This window comes from Mesorhizobium sp. M0159 (genome assembly GCF_040322295.1).
In the GTDB taxonomy this organism is placed as follows: domain Bacteria; phylum Pseudomonadota; class Alphaproteobacteria; order Rhizobiales; family Rhizobiaceae; genus Mesorhizobium.
Window position 1 is genome coordinate 12100 of sequence record NZ_JAMYTF010000030.1, and the last position, 22464, is coordinate 34563.

General features: G+C 63.8%; 19 protein-coding genes. 15 read left to right on the top strand and 4 right to left on the bottom strand.

Annotated features, from left to right (window positions below; genetic code table 11):
- The first annotated feature begins 193 nt into the window (after positions 1–193).
- The 4 genes from NKJ32_RS24305 to NKJ32_RS24320 all read left to right on the top strand — a co-directional run bounded on the left by NKJ32_RS24305 (position 194) and on the right by NKJ32_RS24320 (position 4100).
- On the top strand, positions 194–1126 hold the full coding sequence (locus tag NKJ32_RS24305) for a substrate-binding domain-containing protein (RefSeq protein WP_023716807.1): 933 nt from the start codon (positions 194–196) through the stop codon (positions 1124–1126).
- A gap of 107 nt (positions 1127–1233) precedes the next feature.
- Entirely contained in the window at positions 1234–2220 is a 987-nt protein-coding gene (locus NKJ32_RS24310) for an ABC transporter permease (RefSeq protein ID WP_352590106.1), read from the top strand.
- A gap of 3 nt (positions 2221–2223) precedes the next feature.
- Positions 2224–3018, top strand: coding sequence for an ATP-binding cassette domain-containing protein (locus NKJ32_RS24315; RefSeq protein ID WP_023674040.1), 795 nt, complete (start codon positions 2224–2226; stop codon positions 3016–3018).
- Between the two features lie 59 nt (positions 3019–3077).
- Positions 3078–4100 (top strand): LacI family DNA-binding transcriptional regulator, encoded by a 1023-nt coding sequence (locus tag NKJ32_RS24320; protein ID WP_352590109.1) that lies wholly within the window; start codon positions 3078–3080, stop codon positions 4098–4100.
- A gap of 548 nt (positions 4101–4648) precedes the next feature.
- On the opposite strand, the gene NKJ32_RS24325 is transcribed toward NKJ32_RS24320, so the two are convergent.
- Positions 4649–5230 (bottom strand): TetR/AcrR family transcriptional regulator, encoded by a 582-nt coding sequence (locus NKJ32_RS24325; RefSeq protein ID WP_352829094.1) that lies wholly within the window; start codon positions 5228–5230, stop codon positions 4649–4651.
- Between the two features lie 253 nt (positions 5231–5483).
- Here NKJ32_RS24325 and NKJ32_RS24330 point away from each other — a divergent pair, with 253 nt between their 5' ends.
- From NKJ32_RS24330 to NKJ32_RS24340, 3 genes are read left to right on the top strand one after another with little or no spacing between them, the layout of a single operon-like run.
- Positions 5484–5756: a hypothetical protein gene (locus tag NKJ32_RS24330; RefSeq protein ID WP_031211028.1), complete on the top strand. Its 273-nt coding sequence runs from the start codon at positions 5484–5486 to the stop codon at positions 5754–5756.
- A complete protein-coding gene (locus NKJ32_RS24335; RefSeq protein ID WP_352452553.1) occupies positions 5750–8929 on the top strand; it encodes an efflux RND transporter permease subunit in 3180 nt (1059 codons plus the stop codon). The genes NKJ32_RS24330 and NKJ32_RS24335 overlap by 7 nt, the downstream gene beginning before the upstream one ends.
- 16 nt (positions 8930–8945) lie before the next feature.
- Complete coding sequence (locus NKJ32_RS24340) at positions 8946–10100, top strand: efflux RND transporter periplasmic adaptor subunit (RefSeq protein WP_352590115.1); 1155 nt, start codon at positions 8946–8948, stop codon at positions 10098–10100.
- Between the two features lie 320 nt (positions 10101–10420).
- Here the strand turns inward: NKJ32_RS24340 and NKJ32_RS24345 are convergent, their stop codons facing one another.
- A complete protein-coding gene (locus tag NKJ32_RS24345) occupies positions 10421–10894 on the bottom strand; it encodes a cupin domain-containing protein (protein WP_352590118.1) in 474 nt (157 codons plus the stop codon).
- A complete protein-coding gene (locus NKJ32_RS24350; protein ID WP_352455172.1) occupies positions 10881–11501 on the bottom strand; it encodes a TetR/AcrR family transcriptional regulator in 621 nt (206 codons plus the stop codon). Before NKJ32_RS24350 ends, NKJ32_RS24345 begins: the two co-directional genes overlap by 14 nt.
- Before the next feature lie 251 nt (positions 11502–11752).
- On the opposite strand from NKJ32_RS24350, the gene NKJ32_RS24355 reads away from it, so the two are divergent.
- The 4 genes from NKJ32_RS24355 to NKJ32_RS24370 all read left to right on the top strand — a co-directional run bounded on the left by NKJ32_RS24355 (position 11753) and on the right by NKJ32_RS24370 (position 16685).
- The gene (locus NKJ32_RS24355) at positions 11753–12478 is read left to right on the top strand and encodes a GntR family transcriptional regulator (protein WP_352590120.1); all 726 of its coding nucleotides are present in this window, start codon (positions 11753–11755) and stop codon (positions 12476–12478) included.
- A gap of 50 nt (positions 12479–12528) precedes the next feature.
- Positions 12529–13635, top strand: a complete 1107-nt coding sequence (locus tag NKJ32_RS24360; RefSeq protein ID WP_352590123.1) for a mandelate racemase/muconate lactonizing enzyme family protein — start codon at positions 12529–12531, stop codon at positions 13633–13635.
- Between the two features lie 213 nt (positions 13636–13848).
- On the top strand, positions 13849–15171 hold the full coding sequence (locus NKJ32_RS24365) for an NAD(P)H-dependent oxidoreductase (protein WP_352590126.1): 1323 nt from the start codon (positions 13849–13851) through the stop codon (positions 15169–15171).
- Between the two features lie 20 nt (positions 15172–15191).
- Entirely contained in the window at positions 15192–16685 is a 1494-nt protein-coding gene (locus NKJ32_RS24370) for a xylulokinase (RefSeq protein WP_352829096.1), read from the top strand.
- On the opposite strand, the gene NKJ32_RS24375 is transcribed toward NKJ32_RS24370, so the two are convergent.
- Positions 16682–17644, bottom strand: a complete 963-nt coding sequence (locus NKJ32_RS24375) for a sugar-binding transcriptional regulator (RefSeq protein WP_352621190.1) — start codon at positions 17642–17644, stop codon at positions 16682–16684. The two genes, NKJ32_RS24370 and NKJ32_RS24375, sit on opposite strands and share 4 nt — an antisense overlap.
- A gap of 308 nt (positions 17645–17952) precedes the next feature.
- Here NKJ32_RS24375 and NKJ32_RS24380 point away from each other — a divergent pair, with 308 nt between their 5' ends.
- The 4 genes from NKJ32_RS24380 (at position 17953) to NKJ32_RS24395 (ending at position 22459) form a co-directional block, all read left to right on the top strand.
- The gene (locus NKJ32_RS24380) at positions 17953–18936 is read left to right on the top strand and encodes an ABC transporter permease (protein WP_502897030.1); all 984 of its coding nucleotides are present in this window, start codon (positions 17953–17955) and stop codon (positions 18934–18936) included.
- Between the two features lie 150 nt (positions 18937–19086).
- Positions 19087–20025, top strand: a complete 939-nt coding sequence (locus NKJ32_RS24385) for a sugar ABC transporter substrate-binding protein (RefSeq protein ID WP_254820381.1) — start codon at positions 19087–19089, stop codon at positions 20023–20025.
- 33 nt (positions 20026–20058) lie between these two features.
- Positions 20059–21567, top strand: coding sequence for a sugar ABC transporter ATP-binding protein (locus NKJ32_RS24390; RefSeq protein WP_352621184.1), 1509 nt, complete (start codon positions 20059–20061; stop codon positions 21565–21567).
- A 127-nt stretch (positions 21568–21694) separates the two neighbouring features.
- On the top strand, positions 21695–22459 hold the full coding sequence (locus tag NKJ32_RS24395) for an SDR family oxidoreductase (protein ID WP_352590138.1): 765 nt from the start codon (positions 21695–21697) through the stop codon (positions 22457–22459).
- The last annotated feature ends 5 nt before the right edge of the window (positions 22460–22464 follow it).

A 22464-nucleotide genomic window follows, 5' to 3' on the forward strand; every position in this document is an offset into this window, starting at 1 on the left:
GATGGGATTGCTGATGGCGTGGTGCCTTGCGCCAACGTCCATTGGCGATGGAGGCTTGCCATCGGTCGAAAAAGGGAATGCTCTAATGCGCCCAGGTCGACGCTGGCAAATGCGACCACGGTTTTTGGCCGCGCACGGCTTTGGCCGCGATCGTCGTCGGAGGAGGAGTTCGGTTCAAATGGGAGGAAATCAAATGCTGACGAGGCTAAGACTGCTTGTACTTGGCTTGGTGGTGGCGCTGGCCATTCCGGCCGCGGCACAGGCCAAGACGTTCTACTGGATTTCGCATGGCGGCCCGGCCGATCCGGTCTGGACCTACTTCCTTGCCGGCGCCAAGCAATGGGCGACGGACACCGGCAACACCGTCAACACGTCGTTCCACAATGGCGACGTGGCGTCGCAACAGGAAGCCGTCCGCGCCGCAATCGCCGCCAAGGCCGACGGCATCACCACGACCAGCCCCGATCCGGGCAGCCTTGTCGAGATCGTCAAGGAAGCGCGGGCGGCGAACATCCCGATCATCAACTTCAACACGCCCGACCCGAAGGCGGATTTCAACGCCTATGTCGGCGGCGACAACGTCACCTTCGGCAAGCATTGGGCGCAGTATTTGGTCGACAAGGGCCTGGTGAAGAAGGGCGACTTCGTCTGGATGCCGGTCGAAATTCCCGGCGCCACCTATGGCGTCCAGGAAGAGGAAGGCATCAAGAGCGTCTTCGAGCCGCTCGGCATCACCTATGAAATCACCGAAGCGACGCTCGACCAGGCCGAAGTGATCAACCGCATGGTCGATTACCTCACCGCCAACCGGGCCAAGGTCAAGGCGGTCATCGGTCTCGGCGACCTTGTCACCGGCTCGATCAAGCGGGTGTTCGACCAGGTCGGCGTCAAGCCGGGCGAAATCCCGGTCGTCGGCTGGGGCAACTCGCTCGACACCACCCAGGAAGTGCTGAACGGCTACGTCAATGCCGGCCAATGGCAGGATCCGCAGGCGACCAGCTACGTCGCGCTCTCGCTCGCCAACATGGCGGCGAGCGGTATCCCGCCTGGCTTCGACGTGATCACCGGCGCGCTCTACGAGAAGGACACCGCGGCGGTCTACGACAAGATCCTGTCCGGCAAATAAATCCGCGATCGAGTTGGCCACGGCCGCTTCGGCGGCCGTGACCGTCTCATCATTCCGCCGAAGCCGGTTGCGGTCGCGGCCAAATCCAATCCTATCGCGGGTCCAAGGTGGAAAATCGTTCTCTTATCCAACGCTCGATCGCGCGGCCCGAGTTCGGGCCGTTTGTGCTGCTCGTCGTCGAGATCGCCGTGTTCTGGGGCATCAACCACGACTTCCTGTCGCCGCAGAACATCTCGAACACGCTGGCCTTCACGGTCGAGCTCGGGCTGATCGCGCTGGCGATGACGCTGTTGATGACATCAGGCGAATTCGACCTCTCGGTCGGCTCGGTGTTCGGTTTCTCGCCGGTCCTGATGTGGACGTTGTTCAACAGCGGCGTCGCCTCGCTCGAAGCCGCCTTCGTCATCTCGCTGGTGGTCGCTGCATTCATTGGACTGGTCAATGGCTGCTTCGTGACGCAACTCAAGATCCCGTCCTTCCTGGTGACGCTGGGCATGCTGCTGGTGGTGCGCGGCACCGCTTTGTTCGTCACCAACGGGTTTCCGCAGCGGACCTGGAGCGCCGAGGGCAGCTGGCTGGCGGAAGCGCTGGTCGGCGATTTCTTCATCGGGCCGTTCCGTATCTACATGTCGCTGTTCTGGTTCATCGCCGCCGCAATCGTGCTCGGCTACGTTCTGACGCAGAGCCGGACAGGCAACTGGATCCAGGCGGCCGGCGGCAACCCGAGTGCTGCAAGGGCGCGCGGCGTCAATGTCAGCGGCGTCAAGATCGGCCTGTTCATCCTGTCGTCGATCCTGGCCTCGCTTGCCGGCGTCATCTCCTCGCTACGCACCTCTGCGGCCAACCCCAACAGCGGCACCGGCTACGAGCTCGAAGTCATCGCCATGGTGGTGATCGGCGGCACGGCGCTGACCGGCGGGCGCGGCACAATCATCGGCACGGTGCTCGGTATCCTGATCCTGCGCGTGATGCGCAACGGCATCGTGCTGATCGGTGTGCCCGGCCTTGCCTATAATATTTTCATCGGCGCCATCATCCTCGGCATGATGGCGCTCCATTCATGGCTGGAACGCCGGCATCAGGCAGGGACTTGAACCATGGCCGAACCGCTTGTCCGCATGGAAAATATCCGCAAGTCCTATGGCCGCGTGCAGGCGCTGGTTGATGCCAATTTCCATGTCAACGAAAGGGAGATCGTTGGACTGCTCGGCGACAACGGCGCCGGCAAGTCGACGCTGATCAAGGTGCTGTCGGGCGCGGTCCCGCTGACCAGCGGCGACATCTTCATCCGCGGCAAGAAGGTGAATCTGCGCAGCACCAGCGACGCCATCGCCCATGGCATCGAGACGATCTACCAGGACTCCGCGCTGGTGACGCAGCTGTCGATCGCCCGCAACCTGTTCCTCGGACGCGAGCCGATCAAGCCGCCGCGTTTCCTCAACCGCATGGACCAGGAGGCGATGAACGTGGTTGCCCGCGACCTGCTCAAGCAGGTCGGCATCTCGAAGAACATCCCGCCGACGACGCCGATCGGCTCGCTCTCCGGCGGCGAGCGGCAGGCGGTGGCGATTGCGCGCGCCATGCATTTCGACAGCGATCTCATCATCCTCGACGAGCCGACCAACAATCTCGGCGTCGCCGAAACGCAAGGCGTGCTGAGCTTCGTGCGCAGTGCCCGCGATTCCGGCCATTCCTGCATCTTCATCGCCCACAACATCCATCATGTCTTCCAGGTGGTCGACCGCATCGTCGTCATGCGCCGCGGCAAGGTGGTCGCCGACGATATCGACCCGAAGAAGACCAGCGTCGCCGAAGTCGAACGCGTCATCACCGGCATGTCGGACAAGGAGATCCATGACGCGCTGGTCGAGGGCACGCAACGGCCCGGCTGAGCAGCCGGAGGTCGGCCTGATCGTCGAGGCACTGGATCGCATCGCCACATGGTTGCGACATGAAAGCCACCGTTTCGGATATTGCCAGGAGCTGCGGCCTGTCGACCGCGACGGTCGACCGTGTGCTCAACAACCGGGCGGGAGCCAGTGCCGCCAACCGGCAGCGCGTGATGGAGGCGGCCAAGCAGCTCGGCTATCTGCCGGTGGTCGACCAGGTAGCGTTGCCCTCGCGGCCGGCGCATCTCGAATTCTTCCTGCCGATAGGCAGCAATGCCTTCATGGCCGATCTGGCCAGGCACATCGAGGATTATGCGGCGCGCCTGCCGCTGGTCGCCTCCTGCCGCATCCACAAGCTCGCCGGCATCTCGCCGAGTGCCTTGCAGGCGGCCGTCGAAAACCTCTCGCTCAAGGCGAACGGTGTCGGCGTCATTGCCGTCGATCACCCGAGAACGCGCAACATCTTGCGCGAGATCGTCGAGGCCGGCATCCGCCTGGTCACACTTGTGTCCGATGTTCCGGGCGCGCCCCGCTCGGCCTATGTCGGCATTGACAACCGGGTGGCCGGCCGTACGGCGGCGCTGCTGATGGGACGGTTCCTCGGCGGCCGCCAGGGCCATCTGGCGATGGTCGTCGGTTCACGCTCCTACCGCGGCCATGAGGAACGCGAGATGGGCTTTCGCTCCGTGCTCGGCGAGGAGTTCCCCAACCTAACCGTCACTAGCGCCGTGGAGATCAACGATGAGCCGGAGGTCAGTTATACCGCGACCATGAAGGCGCTGCACAACGCGCCGGAGCTGCTCGGCATCTATTGTATCGGCGCCGGGCGCTCGGGCGTGGCAAAAGCATTGCTCGAAGTCAGGCCGCAGACGAAGCCGGTGTTCATCTGCCATGATCTGACGCGCGAGACGCGCGGCTATCTCGTCGACGATCTGCTCGACGTCGTCATCGACCAGAATGCGCGGCTGATCGCCGAACAGTCGGTCATTCGCCTGCTCGGCTCGATCGCCTCGTCGGCGCCCTATCTGACGCGGAAATTCATCGAGCCGCGCCTGATCTTCAAGGAAAATGTCCCGGTGCAGTGATGTCGCGCGAGGCGATGGTCGCTCGGGCCTCGATCGTTAAAATTCGGTTGATACCGCAAATCTGCACATCACCTATGCAACTTTTGTGGTTGCCGAATCATTGGGCAATCGATAGTTTTGCAGGTGTCGGCCATCTACTTCTCCCAGATGCGATGCCGACGCTGAGTGCGGTACCCCTCCTCCCGTGCCGTATTCGAAATCGAGCCCGCTGCCACCTCCTCCCGGCAGCGGGCTTTTTTTGTTCCAGCTCCGGGATAGCGGCCAATGCTTGCGGTCGGGACAGCACCGGACACGTTTGCTGATCCGCGGATCGATGAGCTTCGCTGCGACCGCCGCGGCTTGTCGGGCAGAATCCTGTCACACTTGTCACTCTCACCGGTTCGCCGGCGGCCCTATCCTGCCTCACGACCAGCGATCAACGCCGCGCCGGCCATGGTGCGGAGGATCGGCACAGGAGACGCGAGATGGCACATCGCGATGGGACGAGACATCACCCGGCGACGCGGCCCGCAATCGAAACGCCACGTATCGTTTCGCCGCTTGCGAGACTATCTGGCCCTGAAAGACGTGATCAGGCCTTCCGCCATGCGGACGAACTGCGCGCTCGGGCCCTCGGCGCCGACGCTTTGCAGGCTGACGCGGGCGCCCTCGAGCAACAGCGACAGCGTGTCCGCAAGAAGCTCGGCCTGGCCGATGCCGGCATCGCGACACAGCCAGACCAGCCGCTCGCGCTGCGCTTCCTTGAGCTCCTTGATCACTTGCCTTGCCGGATGATCGGCCTCGCTCAGCTCGATGGCGGCGTTGGCCATGTCGCAACCGCGGCGATCCGACATCAGGCAATCGGCCGCCATCCGGACCCAGGCATGCAGCTGCGCCAGCTTGTCGCCCGGATTCTCGGCCTCGAACTTCTCCCACATCGCGTTGGCGCTGCAGGCAGTCGCCCGCAGACATTCGATGATCAGGTCGTCCTTGGACTCGAAATGCCGGTAGAGCGTCATCTTGTTTGTGCCGGCGGCCTCGGTGATGGCGTCGATGCCGACGCCGCGAATGCCATGCTTGTGAAACATGTCCCGTGCCGTCTCCAGGATCCTGTCCCGGGGGCGAACACGCTCCACAACAACGTCTGTCATCAAAACCTCCGTGATTGCGTTTCCCGAAATTCCCTCGGTGCACCTCTTGACTAGGGTGTTACCGGTCTGTAACGTTAGAGATGTTACTTACCTGTAACACCCGCATTGCATCATGTCAAACTCGCAAGTGCCAGCCATCAGCCCCGCCCCGATCGGCAAGGGGACGAACCGCACCTCACGGCCTCGGCCGGCGAGCAAGAAAACACCAGATGCGCGGCTTGCCGCGGATCACCAAAAACCAGGAGCCGCTTCGATGTCGCAGCGCAATGATCTGACGATCGATGAAGTCGTAAGGGATCCGATGATCCGCATGCTGATGAAAGCCGACCGCGTCGACCCGCGGTCCTTCGAGGCGATGCTGCGTGCGCTGGCGGACGAACAGGCCGAGCGCCGCAATGCGCCGCGCCGCCTTGAAGATTTCGGCTTTCTCGAAGATTCCGGCTCAACACGCAGCCGGCGGCTTTCCAGGGTAGCCAGGGCGTTTGGCCGGGCCAGAGCATCGGGCGAGGCATGCATATCATGGTAAACTTCTTCATTCATCGTCCGATCTTTGCGTCGGCGATCGCCATCATCATGGTGCTCGCCGGAGGGATCTGTTATTTCCTCCTGCCCGTCTCGCAGTTTCCCGACATCACGCCGCCCCAGGTCGTGGTCAGCGCCCATTACCCGGGCGCCAGCGCGCAGGTCGTCGCCGACACGGTGACGACGCCGCTCGAACAGCAGATCAACGGCGTCCAGGGGATGACCTATATGTCGTCGTCGAGCTCCAATGACGGCTCCTCGACGATCACGATCACCTTCGACGTCGGCTACGATCTGAGCACGGCGGCCGTCGACGTCCAGAACCGCGTTTCGCAGGCGGCTTCCTCGTTGCCGGCCATCGTCAATCAGGGCGGCGTGACGATCAAGAAGCAGAACCCGAACTTCGTCCTGATCGTCGACCTCACCTCGCCAGACGGTTCCGTCAACCCGGTCGCGCTGAGCAACCTCGCCTACTTGCAGGTGGTCGATCCGCTGAAGCGCCTGCCCGGCGTCGGCGACGTGCAGATCTTCGGTGAGCGGCGCTATTCGATGCGCATCTGGCTCGACCCCGACAAGCTAGCCAATCTCGGCATTACTGCCGTCGACGTGCAGAACGCCGTCGCCGAGCAGAACGTCCAGGTGGCGGCCGGCAAGATCGGGCAGTCGCCGGCTCCGGCCGGCACCGCCTTCGAGATGCAGGTCAACGCCGTCGGCAGGCTGAGCGATCCCAAGGAGTTCGGCGACATCGTCGTGCGGGCCAATACCGCCAACGGCTCGCTGGTCAGGCTGCGCGACGTTGCGCGCATCGAGCTCGGCGCGCTGCAATATTCGTCGTCGGCCTTCTTCGGCAAGGACCCGACGGTGGTGCTCGCGGTCTACCAGATGCCGGGCTCCAACGCGCTCGATCTGCAGCAGCGCGTCAAGGACAAGATGCAGGAGCTGTCGGCCCGTTTCCCGAAGGGCGTCAGCTACGCCATGCATTACGATACGACACGTTTCGTTTCGGCCTCAATGCACGACGTGCTGATCACGCTCGGCGAAGCGCTGGTCCTGGTCGTCGCCGTGGTGTTCATCTTCCTGCAAAGCTGGCGCACCACGATCATCCCGACGATCGCAATTCCGGTGTCGCTGGTGGCGACGCTGGCCGTCATGCATATGCTTGGCTTCTCACTGAACATGCTCAGCCTGCTCGGCATGGTGCTGGCGATTGGCCTCGTCGTCGACGACGCCATCGTCGTCGTCGAGAATGTCGAACGCCAACTTGAGGCCGGTCTCAAACCTCTGGCTGCCACGCGCACCGCGATGGCGGAGGTCACCGGCCCGATCATCGCGACGACCGCCGTGCTGATGGCGGTGTTCGTGCCGGTCGCCTTCATTCCGGGCGTGTCCGGCCGGCTCTACAACCAGTTCGCCCTGACGGTGGCGATCTCCTTCGGCATCTCGGCCTTCGTCTCGCTGACGCTTACCCCGTCGCTCAGCGCCGCCTTCCTGCGCCACCGGCCGGAAACGCAGTTCGTGCTGTTCCGCTGGTTCAACATGGGCTTCGAACGGCTGGCGCATGCCTATGCGAATGGGGTCCGTATTCTCATCCGCCTGCGCTGGATCATGCTCGGCGTGTTCGCGGCCGGACTTGTCGCGACCTATTTCGTCTGGCAGCGCCTGCCCTCGACCTTCCTTCCGGTCGAGGACCAGGGCTATTTCTTCGTCGTCATCCAGCTCCCCGACGGGGCCTCGCTGGAACGCACCGACGCGGTGGCGCAAAAGGCACGCGACATCCTGCAGAACACGCCCGGCGTCGACATCGTCGGCTCGATCAGCGGCTTGAACTTCCTGACCAGTGCCGCGCAGTCGAATTCGGCGGTCGAATTCGCTATCCTGAAGCCATGGGACGAACGCGGCCCCGATCAGAGCGCGTCTAAGCTCGTCGCCGACGTGCGCAACAAGCTGCTGCAAATTCCAGAGGCTTTTGCGCTGAGCTTCGACCCGCCGTCGATCCCAGGCATTGGCACCACCGGGGGCTTCGAGTTCCAGGTCGAGGACCTGACCGGCCGCGGCAGCGTGGCGCTCAACGATGCGACGCAAGCCGTGATTGCCGAGGCGCGCAAGCAGCCCGAGCTCAACCCACAGCAATTGTTCTCGTCGTTCTCGACCTCGACGCCGCAGTTCAACTACGATCTCGATCGCGCCAAGGCGAAGCTGCTCGGGCTCAACCTGCCGGACGTGTTCAATACGCTGCAGATCTATCTCGGCTCGCTCTATGTGAACGATTTCAACCTGTTCGGCCGCACCTTCCGGGTGACGATACAGGCCGACAAGGACTCTCGCGCCGGTCCGGCCGACATATCGCGGCTCTATGTCCGCAATGCGTCGGGTGGCATGGTGCCGCTGAGCACGCTGGGCAAGCTTGTGCCCGTCGTCGGCCCCGAGACCGTGCCGCACTACAACAACAATGCGTCGGCCCTGATCAATGGCGGCGCCGCCCCCGGCTTTTCGTCCGGCCAGGCGGTGGCGGCGATGGAACGTGCCGCTGCCACGGCATTGCCGAGAGATTTCGGCTACGAATGGACCGGCATCACCTATCAGGAGCTCAAGGCGGGATCGATCGCATCCGTCGTCTTTGGTCTCGCGATCGTCTTCGTCTTCCTGATCCTCGCCGCGCAATATGAGAGCTGGGCGATGCCGTTCATGGTGCTGCTGGCGGTGCCGCTCGCACTGTTCGGTGCATTCGTCGTGCTGTGGCTGCGCGGCATGCAGATCGACGTCTATTCGCAGATAGGCTTCGTCATGCTGATCGGACTGGCGGCCAAGAACGCGATTCTGATCGTCGAGTTTGCCCGGCGCCGGCGCGAAGAAGGCCTCAGCATCGTCGACGCCGCGATGGAAGCGGCGCGGCTTCGGCTGCGACCGATCCTGATGACCGCCTTCGCCTTCATCCTCGGCGTGCTGCCGCTGATGTTCGCCACGGGTGCGGGTGCCGCAAGCCGGCAGTCGATCGGCACCACCGTCTTTGGCGGCATGGTCGCGGCGACGATCCTGTCGCTGGTGTTCGTGCCGGTCTTCTATGCGGTGATCGAGCAGCTGCGCGAGCGCCGCAGCGAGAGCGAACCGGTTTCCGAAGCGACCGAACAACCAACTGCCGAACCCGCCTTCGAGCCATTGGCCGAAGCGGCCGAATAGGACTGGAGAATTGATCATGCGTAAATGGAAAATCGCGCTGGGAACGGCCGTCGCCCTTGGGGCGATTTCGGTGGCGAGCGTTCACCTGCTCGACATGGGCAGCCTCAGCCTCAACGCCGGCACAGCCGGGGCGGCGACACCCAAGCCGGAAGCTTTTGTCATGCCGGTGCCGGTGGTGAGCGTCGTCAAGAAGACGATCCCGATCTATCTCGACTACGCCGCCCGGGTGGAGCCGATCCGCAGCATCACGCTGCAGGCGCGCGTGCCGGGTTATCTGCAGGAGCAGGTCGCTACCGACGGCAGCGACGTTGCGAAGGGCGACCTTCTCTACAAGATCGCCCCTGAGGATTTCCAGGCTGCCCTCGAGCAGGCGAAGGCGCTTATCCAGCGCGACACGGCGACGCTCGACTATGCGCGCTCCAATCTCGGGCGCGGCAGCGAACTCGCCAAGAGCGGCTATCTCGCCAAGGACGTGTTCGACCAGCGCACCAGCACCTTGCGTGAGGCTCAGGCCTCGCTCGCCGTGAACCAGGCCGCCTTGCGGACCGCCGAGCTCAATTTGAGCTACACCGAAATCCGTGCCCCGTTCGCGGGACGCATCGGACGCAGCCAAGCATCTGTTGGAACGCTGGTCAGCGTCGCCGGCACGGTGCTCAATTCGCTGGTGCAGCTCGATCCGATCTACGTCACCTTCAATCCGAGCGAAACGGACCTGACACAGATCGAGGAGGCCCGCGCCGCGGGACCGATCAGTGTCGACGTCCTGCTTCCCGGTGAAACGGAACCGCGCCAGAAGGGCGATCTTACCTTCATGGACAACACGATCGATCGATCGACCGGCACGATCACGGCACGGGCGACGGTCGGCAACGGCAAGTTCACGCTGCTGCCCGGCCAATATGTCCGCGTCCGGCTGCACGTCAAAGAGCAGCCCGATGCGCTGATGGTACCGCAGACGGCACTCGGCTCAGGCCAGCTCGGCAAATACCTCTATGTCGTCGGCAAGGACAACACGGTCGACCAGCGTATCGTTTCGCTCGGACCGACCAATGGCGATCAGGTCGCCATCTTGAGCGGTGTGGCCGAAGGCGACCGGGTGATTACCGGCAATCTGCAGAAGATCGGCCCGGGAATGCCGATCTCGCCGCTGCCCGAGAAACCGGCCACCTGATAACCCCCATCAGGTTCCGGTCCCGCGGCGCCCTCGGCTCCCACGCCAAGGGCGCCGTTTTTGCTGATGTTTTCGACACGGCCGATTCAAGCCGTAGTGCGAACGGCGGCTCTGGCGACGATGGCAGCATAGAGGCGCTCTCCAACTGTGAAGGCAGTTTGTGGATCAGCAAACGAGACATCCATCCAGCCGACGGCTTGTCGCGGCTACACGTATCACTCGCGCGAACGCCCGCTTCGACCTGGATGGATGGACTGCTGGATTTAGGCGGCATAAGGCACCGTCTTCCAGGTCAAATCCTGGCGCAACGGTTTCGCCGGTCAGGCCGCCTGCAGGATCCGGATCCCGTGGCGTCCGGTAAGCTCGATCACGCGGTTAATCATGCCAGCGGTCGGCGGGCCGGAGGGCGCGTCCTTGGATGCAGCCTCTTCGAAGAATGCGATCATCTCGTCGTCGACGATCGCCATGAAAATAACCGGCACGGGACCAGCATTGCGATAGCCATGGGGCGCGTTGCCCGGAATGGTGACGACATCACCGGGTTCCACCTCATATTCTTGCGCGACCCCATCGATCATTGTCCATATCGTGAGGGTGCCCTCGAGAATGCGGAAAATTTCCGCGGAAGGATGCGTGTGGGGCGGCGTGCCGCTTCCAGGAGGTACCGTGACGTCGATCACGTTGAGTGCCGTCCCAGCGAGCTTTGCCCGGACAGCGACCTGATCGCCCATTACCCAGAAGCCTTGAACCGAATCGGCCGGATGGACCGTCGCTTTGGTCTTATGCCAAGTCACTTGCTTTTTCCTTTCGAACAGCGCCTTGCTGCGATTTTGCCGCATTGAGCAAGGCGCGAATTGCCCAGGCGGCTGCCTCTCCGGCCTCACGGCCGGTAAGACCCCAGTAGTCTTTCATCGTCTGCCAGGCAGTGGCGCTGAACAGGAGCTGGATCACGGCCTCAAGCTGGCGCGCCGCCTTCGGGTCCATTCCGTTTGCGACTTGCGAAAGGCTGCTCTGAAAGGCACGTTGCCGCTCACCATTGGCTTGCAGGCGCATCTCGCGCCCGGTAGCGCTCGCATGCGAGGCTCTGACTACGCCTTCGATTGCGTCCAACGAGGCGAAAAGGTCGGGAGGAAGATCGATCAGATCCTGCTCCCGCTCAGGCCAGAACCGCACTCCCAGAGAGGCATTGGTGCTGGCCCAAAAGGCTTCCAAAAGCGCTTCCTTCGTCGGGAAATGGCGGAAGATGGTCCGTCGGTTTACGCCCGAAACCTCGGCAACCTCATCGAAGCCAAGGAGGCTGTACGGATTTTGCTCCAGAATCGTTCGAATGGACGCGAGGATGCGCTCGCGCGTGGCCTGCGCCTGCTCTGCCCGCAGCGGGCTCTCGTATTTCTGAGTCATCGTTTGTGAATTCATGTCACTGCTAGTGACACAAACCTTCCCAGTCGTCAATGGACATTGCGAAGGCTACGCACCAGGTTGTTTCCCGCTGCGAGAAGCCAGCTGACGCTCAGCGGCCGGGACCTGGTCGGCTTGCATGGTCAGGCTGGCCGAGGCCGGAAGGGCGCCAATGTCTCCAGGATCGAGAATCCAGCTCTTGTAAGATTGTCGACAATCTGCTTGTCTTGCTTTCGGTTCCCTGGAGCAGCCGAATGGCAAAGCTGGATTTCAGTCCGATCGCGGATACGACACGCAGGGCCGAGATCGTGGGGCTGCTCCGGCGGGCGATCCTGACCGGCCGGCTGGAACCGGGACAGAAGCTCAACGAACTCAGGATTTCCGAGCAGATGCGGGTGAGCCGCGCGCCGCTGCGCGAGGCAATGCGCGAGCTGGTGCAGGAAGGCATCCTGACCAGCATCCCCTACGCCGGAACCTTCGTCATCAACGTCACCGCCAAGGACATCGACGACGCCTATTCGCTCAACAAGGTGCTCGACGAGTTCGCCATCGAGCGGACCTGGCCGCTTCGCGACCAGCGCTTCTTCGACGAGCTTGACCGGCGCCATGCGGCGGTGAAGCAGGCGACGCGCGGCCTGGACACGACGCGGCAGATCGAAACAGCGCTGCAACTGCATGGCCTGATCCACGAATGGGCCGACAATTCGGTGCTGCTGGAAACCTGGCAGCGGCTGACCAGCCGGCTGCAGATGTATTTCGCGCTGCACCAGCGGGCGCGCAACGAGCCGGTGCCTGCCGTAGATGCTCACGAGACCTATGTACGGCTGCTCAAGGGCAGCGACATGCGCGCCGCACAGCGCCACGCCAAGGACCATATCGACCTGGATTTCGAAGAACTGCTCGCCTATGCGCGCGGGCTGGAACAGCGCGGCTCAAAGGGCGCCGGCGCCGATCGTGCCGGCCGACCTAAAGGCGGCTGAGCCCGACAAATTTGACGGACATCCCGGAACACAGACAACGGACAGAAAACGTGCAGATCAAAACCATCAAGGCCTACCATGTCGTGCAGCCCTTCGTGGACGGGCCCTACCGCATGTCCAAGGGGCGTGTCGCCGATGCGTTCGACGCGGTGATCGTCGCCGTCACCGCCGATAGCGGGCTCACCGGCTGGGGCGAGATGGCGCCGCTTGGCAATTTCTATTCGCCTGCCTTCGCTGCGGGTACTCGCGCCGGCGTCGTCGAGATCGCGCCGCATCTCATTGGCCATGACCCACGCGGGCTTGCCAGTATCAACAGGTTGATGGACACGGTGTTCAAGGGCCATCCCTACATCAAGTCGGCGCTCGACATGGCATGCTCGGATCTCGCGGCGCGCGCCGCCGACGTGCCGCTGGTCACGTTGCTTGGCGGCCGCGAGAGCGAGACGGCGGAACTCTACAAGGTCGTCACCCACGGCACGGTCGACGCGATGGCCGCACTTGCCAAGCACATCGTCGGGAAAGGATTTCAACGGCTGCAGGTCAAGGTCGGCGGCAACGTCCATGACGACATCGAACGCGTCACAGCCGTTGCCGCCGCGGTGCCGAAGGGCACCGTCATCTTCTGCGACGCCAATGCCGGCTGGACCCCTTACGAGGCGCGCCAGTTCGTGGATGCGACGCGCACCATCGACTACACGTTCGAGCAGCCCTGCACGACGATCGACGAATGCCTGTCGGTGCGCCGCTCGCTCGACAAGCCGATGGTGCTCGACGAATCCGTCGCCTCGTTGGACGATATGCTCGACATCCACCGCAAGGGCGCGGCCGACGGGCTGACGCTGAAGATCTCGCGCCTCGGCGGCGTCACCAAAACGCGCCAGATCCGCGACCTTGCCGTCGACCTCGGCTTCATGATCACGGTCGAAGACACTGGCGGCGCCGAGATCGACACATCGGCCATGGCGCATCTGTCGCTGTCGACGCCGGAGGAGCGCCGGCTGCACGCCATCGCCTTCCACGAATGGGTGACGGTGCGCACCGCATCCAACATGCCGCCGGTTTCGGGAAGCCGTATGGGCATTCCGGATGGGCCGGGCCTCGGCATCGATGTCGTTCCCGGCCTGCTTGGTGCGCCCTTCTTCGAAATCGGCAGCTGAGCTACAACAAGGCTGCACCCAATCAACCTGAATATGCCGCGTCCTTCTGACTGCGGAGGCACGGCCGTGTGGATGACCGCTCCTCCAATCGTCTTCGGCCGATTGCAGAGCGACAATGCCCAATTGCCGGTTGAAATATTTTTCATTTGCAAATAGAAATGTTCAAACCGTTGATTTGGACGCTGCGGCGCGTCAGGAACTGGAGGAAGCGACATGTCCCATCCGCAATTTGCAGCGGAACTTCTGCAGCGCGCTGAACAGCAGGGGCCGATCACCATCGGGCTTGCCGGCGCCGGACAGATGGGCACCGACATCGTCGTCCAGGTCGCGCTGATGCCGGGCATGCGGATCGGCGCCATTTCCGAAGTCAGGCCGCAGGCAGCGATCGACGCGGCGCTGCTCGCTGGCCATGACCGTTCCGACATCGTCCATGCCGGCAATGCGGCCGCGATCGACCGCGCCATCGAGGCCGGCAAGATCGCGGTGACCGAAGATTTGCATGCGCTGGCGGCGGCCGGCCGGATCGACGTCATCATCGACGCAACGGGTAATCCCAATATCGGCACGCTGTTTGCGCTCGAAGTGATGAAGAACGGCAAGCATATCGTCATGCTCAATGTCGAGGCCGACATCACCATCGGCCGCTTCCTCAAGGAGGAGGCACGCAAGGCCGGCGTCGTCTATACCGGTGCCGCCGGCGACGAGCCCGCCTGCACGCTGGAGATCATCGGCTTTGCCAAAAGCCTCGGCTTCAACATCATCGCCGCCGGCAAGGGCAAGAACAATCCGCTGAAGATCGACGCCATGCCGGCCGACTACGAGAAGGAGGCGGCCGAGCGCAACATGAATGCGCGCATGCTGGTCGAATTCGTCGACGGCTCGAAGACGGCGATCGAGATGGTGGCGATCGCCAATGCGACCGGCCTGGTGCCCGACGTGCCGGGCATGCACGGCCCGACCGCGACGCTGGAGGAGTTGGCCAGCGTGCTTTGCCCGCGCGAGGATGGCGGCGTGCTGCATCGCAAGGGCGTGGTCGATTACTCGATCGGCAAGGGAGTGGCGCCCGGCGTGTTCTGCATCATCGAGACCCGGCATCCGCGTGTGCTGGAGCGCATGATCGACCTCAAGGTCGGCAAGGGCCCCTATTTCACGATCTTCCGGCCCTATCATCTGACCAGCCTGGAAGTGCCGCTGTCGGCGGCGCGCGCCGTGGTCTACAAGCGGGCCGACATGGAGCCGCTCGACCATCCTGTGGCCGAGGCGGTGGCGGTCGCCAAGAGCGATCTTGGCGTTGGCCAGTCGCTCGGCATGATCGGCGAGAACGACTATCGCGGCTTCGCCATGACCTGGGGGGATGCGCGCGCCCGCGGCGCCCTGCCGCTCGGCCTTGCCGAACGCGCCAAGGTGGTCAAGCCGCTCAAGACCGGCGACTTCCTGACCTATGAAAATTGTGTACCCGACGATTCGATGGTGATAACCCAGATCCGCCGCCGTCTCGACCAGTCGGACGGACGGTTCGTTACAAACGCAGCCTGACCCCGCTGGATCTCCGCCTGATGGACGATGTCGTAATCGGGATCGACGCCTCGACCACGGCCGTGAAGGCGATTGCCTTCGCGCGCGACGGCGAGGAGCTGTTCCAGGCGCGCGAGCCGTACCCGCTTTCAAATCCGAAGCCCGGCCATTTCGAGCAGGACGCCGAACAGTGGTGGACGGCGCTGCTTGGCGCATTGAAGCAGGTCACCGAGGCGGTCGGCGCTACGCGGGTGGCGGCGATCTGCATCGCTCACCAGCGAGAGACCTTCACGCTGGTGGACAGCGCCGGCAAAGCACTCATGCCGGCGATCCTGTGGCTCGACGAACGCGCCCGGCCGCAGGTTATCAGGCTTTCGGCCGAACTCGGCCGCGAGGCGATCCGCGACTGGAGCGGCAAGCCCCCGGACCCGACGCCGGCGCTCTACGCCATTGCCTGGCTTGCCGAGCACCAGCCGCAAGTGCTTCGCCAGGCAGCGGCACTGGTCGACGTGCACGGTTTCTTCGTCCAGCGGCTGACCGGGCGATTGGTCACCAGCACCGCAAGTGCGGATCCGCTCGGGCTGCTCGACGTCGAGAAAGGTACCTGGCATCCCCGCCTCGTTGCGGCCGCCGGACTGCAAATGGAGCAATTGCCCGAGCTGGTCGCGCCGGGCGTGGTCTGCGGCAGTCTTTCCGCAAGCATAGCGCAGCTGACCGGCCTGAGGGCCGGCACGCCGGTCGTTGCCGGCGCTGGGGACGGCCAGGCGATGGGCCTCGGCATGGGCGTCTACGGCGAGGGCAAGAGCTATCTCTCGCTCGGCTCCGGCGTGGTCAGCGGCTGCTATTCCGGCAAGGTGAAAACCTCGGACGCCTTTCGCACGCTGGTCTCGCCGACCGGCTCCGGATTCATGCTGGAGACCGTGCTGCGATCGGGCATGCAGCTGGTCGACTGGATCGTGCGAACCACCGGTTCGCCCTCGGCGGCAGCGCTGGAGAAAGTGGCGCTGGATGTTGCCGCGGGCAGCGAGGGCCTGCTCGTCATGCCCTATTGGGCCGGCGTCATGAGCCCGTATTGGGACGGTGCGGCGCGCGGCGCCATTGTCGGCCTGTCGCTCGATCACCGGCCGGAGCATCTCTTCCGCGCTGTCCTGGAAGGCATCGCCTTCGAGCAGGCCGTCGCCACCGAGGCCATGGAAGCCCAGGCCGGCGGACCGGCGGCGATGATTGCCGCCGGCGGCGGCACCAATTGCGCGCTGCTAATGCAGATCATGGCAAGCGTGCTCGAGCGGCCGCTCTCGGTTTCGCCGGTCAACGAAGCCGCCGCACTCGGCGCTGCCATGCTGGCGGCAGCGGCTGTCGGCTGGTTTGCCTCGCCGGAAGCCGCAGCAGAGGTAATGGCTGCCGCTCCCACCAGGCATGTCGATCCGGTCGACGGGCTTGTCGCCGCCTATCGCAGCCGCAAGGAAATCTACCGCGACCTTTATCAGGCGACGCGCGACATCCACACCCGCCTCGGCGCTCTCGACGAAATCTAGCGGTTGAGCAGCCCCTTGGCCGCATCCTCGTCGGTGATCAGAACCGATACCTTGGTGTTGGCCAGCGCCGCCCGCATGATGGCAATCTTTTCCTGCCCTCCCGAAACCAGGATTATGCTAGGAATATCCGACAGATCCTGCAGCGGATAGGCACAGACGCGGCGGTTGACCTCGTGGTCGACCGGGCGGCCCTCGGCGTCGATGAAATGACACAGAATATCGCCGACGGCACCGGCCGCCTGCAGTTCCTCGAGTTCACTTGGCTTGATGAAGCCGTAATTGGCGATCGGGCTGTCGCTGGAAAACGAGCCGACGCTGAGCACGGCGATGTTTGCCCGGCGCGCGCGGAAAACAACATCCTGAACGCTGCGCTGGCTCATGAAAGCATCGCGCTGCTCCGGCCTGTCGGCATAGACCGGCACCGGCAGCAGGAAACACTCCGCACCGATCTTCTCGGCGAAATCCCAGGCGCTTTCGGTCGGGTTGAGCGGCTGTGCATGGGTGAGGCCGCCAAGCATCGAAACCACCGTTGTCCTGGCGATCGGCCGCCGTGGCAATTCATTGATGGCGAATTTCAGCGTCCGCCCCCAGCCCAGCGCGATGACATCGCCGGCGTTCACATGGTCGGCCAGGTAGGCGGCGGCGGCGTGGCCGATCATCAGCGGCGCGTTGCTTCGGTCGGCCGCCGACGGTACCACAACAGCCTGGCTGAGCCCGAAGCGCTGCTTGAGGCTTTCCTCCAGGATCACGCATTCGACAACGCTGTCGCGGATGCGGAACTGGACGACACCCTCTTCGCGGGCGGCCGAGAGAATGCGATGCACCTTGATGCGGCCGACGCCGAGAATTTCGGAAATCCGCTCCTGCGTAAGACCCTCGACATAATAGTGCCAGGCGGCGCGGGCCTTGAGTTCGGCGTCGGGGAAGCGCGAGGCTCTTTCGTTCTCTATGATCGTCATCTGTTTGCCTTGCCGCAGTCGCCGGCTCTGCTCATGATATTCCAATCCGGCGACTTCGAAATGCCCAAGATTTCCGAGACATTGCGTAAGGCAAACCGGCGAACAGCGCAAACCGTGCTCGAATGAAGCGGGCAGGTCTTGACAATTTTCCGACGAACAGTTTAGCTGAACAAAATTGCATGTTAAAGATAAATTGTTCACAGGGAGGGGCCTGGTGAACAAAGTGGCCCGGTGATGCAGCGCCGGATTGCTGTGGAGGAGACAAAGTGGCTGTGAGCAACGACGCAAGCAATTTGAAGGCAGGCGAGTTGAAGGCAGGCTCTGGCGCGCAGGCTACGGCGGGCGCAAGGTTTTCGGCTGTCTTTGCCGGAACCATGGGCCCGCTGATCGGGCTGGTTCTGCTGTGCGTGGCGCTCTCGCTAACCACCGACACCTTCCTGACTGTCCGCAACATCCTCAACGTTCTCGACCAGGTCACCGTGCTCGGCATCATGGCGATCGGCATGACGCTGGTCATCCTGATCGGCGGCATCGACCTGTCCGTCGGCTCGGTACTGGCGCTGGCTTCCATGGTGATGGGCTTCGTCGCCCATCCGGACTATCTCAATCTCGGCCTGCCGGCCGGCATCGCCGCAGCCCTCGTCGTCGCCGGCCTTTGCGGGCTGGTTTCGGGCCTGCTGGTGACGGTCACCAAGCTGCCGCCCTTCATCGCCACGTTGGCGATGATGTCGGTGGCGCGCGGCCTCGCCAACATGATCACCGACGGCTCGCAGATCGTCGGATTTCCCGACTGGTTCACCAGCCTGTCGATAATCCGCCATTTCGGATTCCTCTCGGTCACCGTCGGGCTGATGATCGTGCTTGCCGTCATTTTCGCGATCTTCCTGAATTATCGCGCTACCGGCCGTAGCCTGTACGCGATCGGCGGCAGCGCCGAAGTCGCCCGGCTGTCCGGCATACCAGTCAAGTCGCTGACCAACTGGGTCTATGCGATCTGCGCCGTGCTGGCCGGTCTCGCCGGCATCGTGCTTGCCGCCCGGCTCGATTCCGTCCAGCCGAGCTCCGGCCTTGGCTACGAACTCGACACCATCGCGGCGGTGGTGATCGGCGGCGCCAGCCTGTCGGGCGGCGTCGGTTCGATCGGCGGCACAGCCATCGGCGTCCTCATCATCGGCGTGCTGCGCAACGGGCTGAACCTGCTCGGTGTCTCGCCCTTCATCCAGCAAGTGGTTATCGGCGTGGTGATCGCGCTGGCGGTGGCCACCGACACGTGGCGGCGCCGAGCACAATGAAGAATGGGGCACAATGAAGAATTGGGCTCAATGAGATTCGCCCCGATATTCGGGCGAAAACGGATCGGTGATCCGAAACTGGGAGTTGTTCGGCCAAGGGGCGCCGCGATGCGCGGGCAGGACAGATTGAACATCAACGGAGGAATAAACATGCTGACCAAACGTTCATTGCTGCTTGCCGCCGCGGCCGTCATCCCGCTGCTTGGCCTGTCCGACATGGCCTCGGCCAAGGAGGCCAAAAAGCTCGGCCTCGCCGTCGCCAATCTGCAGGCCGACTTCTTCAATCAGATCAAGCAGTCCGTCGAAGCCTACGGCAAGGAAAAGGGCATAGAGGTCGTTACCGTCGATGCCAAGGGCGATTCGGCGACCCAGGTCAGCCAGGTACAGGACCTGATCACGCAAAACATCGACGCGCTGATCTACATTCCGGCCGGCGCCACCGCCGCCACCGTGCCGACCAAGACCGCCAAGGCTGCCGGCATCCCAGTCATCAATGTCGACCGCAACGCCGACGGCGCGCCCGGCGACACCTTCATCGCCACCAACAGCGTGGCATCGGCCAAGGCGGTTTGCGACTACATCGCCAAGCAGGCCGGCGGCAAGGGCGAGTTGATCATCATCCACGGCCAGAAGGGCACGACGCCCGAGGTCGACCGCTCGAAGGGCTGCGGCGAAGCGCTGAAAGGCTATCCCGACATCAAGGTTGTCGGCGAATTGTGGAGCGAAGGCTGGCACCAGGACGAAGGCTTCAAGCTGACGCAGGATCTGTTGCAGTCGCACCCCGACGTGTCGATCGTCATCGGCCAGGCCGACGCGCTGGCGCTCGGTGCGGCGCAGGCCGTCAAGGTCGCCAATCCCGGCCACAAGGTCTGGGTTGCCGGCTTCGACGGCGACGTGGCGGCGCTCAAGGCACTGAAGGACGGCGTCTTCGACGTGACCGCGACGCAGCAGACCCAGGGCATGGGCCGGCTCGCCGTCGATGCAGCAATCAAGCTGGTGGCCGGCGAGACCATTCCCGCCGAACAGCTGCAGGATGCGACGCTGACCACCAAGGACAATGTCGAGCAGTTCATCGCCAAGCATCCCTGATTGAGACCAGTCCGGCAATCGACGAGCGCAACGATGTCCACCGATCCTCGCCACACGCACAGCCCCCATAACGGGCTCGTCGTCAGCGGCCTCTGCAAAAGCTACGGGCCGGTGCAGGTCCTGGCCGATGCGAGCTTCGAGGTGCGGCCGGGCGAGGTCGTGGCGCTGCTTGGCGAAAACGGCGCCGGCAAGTCGACTGTCTCGAACATCATCGCCGGGTCGACGAAACCCGATGCCGGCACCATCACCTGGCGGGGGAACGCTTATTCCCCCGCCAATCCTGCCGCGGCGATCGACGTCGGCATCGGCATGATCCACCAGGAGCTGAAGCTCTTGCCCGATCTGTCGGTCGCCGAAAACGTCTATGTCGGGCGCCTGCCGATGCGTGGCGGCCGCATCGACCGCGCGGCAATGAATGCGCGGGCATCGGCCCAGTTGAAGCGCCTCGGCCTCGATGTCTCGCCCGAGCGCAAGGTGCGCACGCTGCGTATCGCCGCCCAGCAGCAGGTCGAGATCGCCAAGGCGCTGACGCTCAATGCCGAGCTGCTGATCTTCGACGAACCAACCGCAGCCCTTGGCGGCGAGGAAACGGAGCTCCTGTTCCAGCAGATCCGCAAGCTCAAGGCGGAAGGCATGTCCTTCATCTATATCAGCCACCGGCTGGACGAGATCGCCCAGATCGCCGATCGCGTGGTGGTGATGCGCGACGGGCGCATCGTCGCCCGGCACGAGCGCGCCGACATTCCGGTGCGCACTGTCGTCGAGCAAATGGTCGGCCGCAGTGTCGAGCGGATGTTCCCTACGGTATCGGCGCCGGGCAACGACACGCTGCTCGAGGTCGAGAACCTGTCCTCGCCGGAACGCAGCTTTCAAAATGTCAGCTTTTCAGTGCGGGCCGGCGAAATCCTCGGCATTGCCGGGCTGATCGGCGCCGGACGCACGGAGCTGGTGCGGGCGATCGCCGGTGCCGATCCGATCTCATCGGGATCGGTGCGCGTCGCCGGCAAGCCGGTGCATCTCAATGGCCCGGCGGCGGCGATCAAGGCCGGCGTCGTCCTGGTACCGGAAGACCGCAAGGCGCAGGGCGTGGTGCTCGACCAGACGATCGGCGAGAACCTGGCGATCGGCAATTTCGACCATGTCGCGCCGAATGGCTGGGTGTTCCCGAAGGCGGTGCAGAAATTCGCCGAGGCCGGCATTCGCCGGCTCGGCGTCAAGGGCCGGCCGAACCAGGCGGTCAGCAAGCTTTCCGGCGGCAACCAGCAGAAAGTGATCATCGCCAAATGGGTGTCGCGCCCGCCCAAGGTATTCATCCTGGACGAGCCGACGCGCGGCATCGACGTCGGTGCACGCGCCGCGATCTATGATGTCATCGCCGACCTTGCCCGCTCCGGCATGGCGGTGGTGGTGGTGAGCTCCGACCTCGAGGAAGTTCTCGGCCTGTCGCATCGCGTGCTGGTGGTGAGCCGCGGCCGGCAACGCGGCATTCTCGACCGCAGCGAAGCAAGCAATATCGCCGTGATGGAACTCGCCACGAGCTAGGAACAGCCCATCGAAACAAAGCGCAGCAGGTGGTATCCTCCCGGGCACCAGACCGCGCGGGGCGCCAGCAACAGAGTTGGCGCCCCTTTATTTCCGGAGGACGGCGGTTGGAGCAGAGGGACCGACGATGAAATTATTCGACCTTCATGGTGACGTGGCACTTGTGACAGGCGCCGGCAGCGGCATCGGGCAGGCAATCGCCATTGGGCTGGCCGAGGCCGGCGCCGACATAGCCTGCTTCGGCCACGCCTCGAAAGGCGGGCTGGAGGAGACCGCGCACCGGATCACGGCACTCGGCCGCAAGGCGCTGGTGCTGAACGGCACGGTGACTTCAGAGGCCGATCTCGCGGCCGCGATCGAGCGTACGGAGATGGAACTCGGCGCGTTGACCATCGCCGTCAATAATGCCGGCGTCGCCGGAGCTGAACCGGCAGAGATGCTGTCGCTGGAGAAATGGCAGAAGCTCTATGACGTCAATGTCAGCGGCGTGTTCCTGTCCTGCCAGGCCGAGGCCCGCGCCATGCTGACGCGGCGCAATGGCTCGATCATCAACATCGCGTCGATGTCGGGCTCGATCGTCAATCGCGGCCTGACCCAGGCGCATTACAATTCGTCGAAGGCCGCGGTGATCCACATGTCGAAGAGCCTCGCCATGGAATGGGCCGATCGCGGCCTGCGCGTCAATGTCGTCAGCCCCGGCTACACGCTGACGCCGATGAACAAGCGGCCGGAGGTCGCCGACCAGGTCAAAATCTTCGAGCGCGACACGCCGATGGGCCGCATGGCGGCGCCGGAGGAGATGGTCGGCCCGACCGTGTTCCTGGCCAGCCGCGCCTCGAGTTTCGTCACCGGCATCGACCTGATCGTCGATGGCGGCTTCGTCTGCTGGTAGGAGAA

Coding starts and splice junctions, on each gene's coding strand:
- NKJ32_RS24325 (WP_352829094.1), bottom strand. CDS start 5,230: ATGACAGACGTTGTTGTGGAGCGTGTTCGCCCCCGGGACAGGATCCTG.
- NKJ32_RS24320 (WP_352590109.1), top strand. CDS start 3,078: ATGAAAGCCACCGTTTCGGATATTGCCAGGAGCTGCGGCCTGTCGACC.
- NKJ32_RS24330 (WP_031211028.1), top strand. CDS start 5,484: ATGTCGCAGCGCAATGATCTGACGATCGATGAAGTCGTAAGGGATCCG.
- NKJ32_RS24375 (WP_352621190.1), bottom strand. CDS start 17,644: ATGACGATCATAGAGAACGAAAGAGCCTCGCGCTTCCCCGACGCCGAA.
- NKJ32_RS24365 (WP_352590126.1), top strand. CDS start 13,849: ATGTCCCATCCGCAATTTGCAGCGGAACTTCTGCAGCGCGCTGAACAG.
- NKJ32_RS24335 (WP_352452553.1), top strand. CDS start 5,750: ATGGTAAACTTCTTCATTCATCGTCCGATCTTTGCGTCGGCGATCGCC.
- NKJ32_RS24305 (WP_023716807.1), top strand. CDS start 194: ATGCTGACGAGGCTAAGACTGCTTGTACTTGGCTTGGTGGTGGCGCTG.
- NKJ32_RS24370 (WP_352829096.1), top strand. CDS start 15,192: ATGGACGATGTCGTAATCGGGATCGACGCCTCGACCACGGCCGTGAAG.
- NKJ32_RS24340 (WP_352590115.1), top strand. CDS start 8,946: ATGCGTAAATGGAAAATCGCGCTGGGAACGGCCGTCGCCCTTGGGGCG.
- NKJ32_RS24395 (WP_352590138.1), top strand. CDS start 21,695: ATGAAATTATTCGACCTTCATGGTGACGTGGCACTTGTGACAGGCGCC.
- NKJ32_RS24355 (WP_352590120.1), top strand. CDS start 11,753: ATGGCAAAGCTGGATTTCAGTCCGATCGCGGATACGACACGCAGGGCC.
- NKJ32_RS24315 (WP_023674040.1), top strand. CDS start 2,224: ATGGCCGAACCGCTTGTCCGCATGGAAAATATCCGCAAGTCCTATGGC.
- NKJ32_RS24350 (WP_352455172.1), bottom strand. CDS start 11,501: ATGACTCAGAAATACGAGAGCCCGCTGCGGGCAGAGCAGGCGCAGGCC.
- NKJ32_RS24385 (WP_254820381.1), top strand. CDS start 19,087: ATGCTGACCAAACGTTCATTGCTGCTTGCCGCCGCGGCCGTCATCCCG.
- NKJ32_RS24390 (WP_352621184.1), top strand. CDS start 20,059: ATGTCCACCGATCCTCGCCACACGCACAGCCCCCATAACGGGCTCGTC.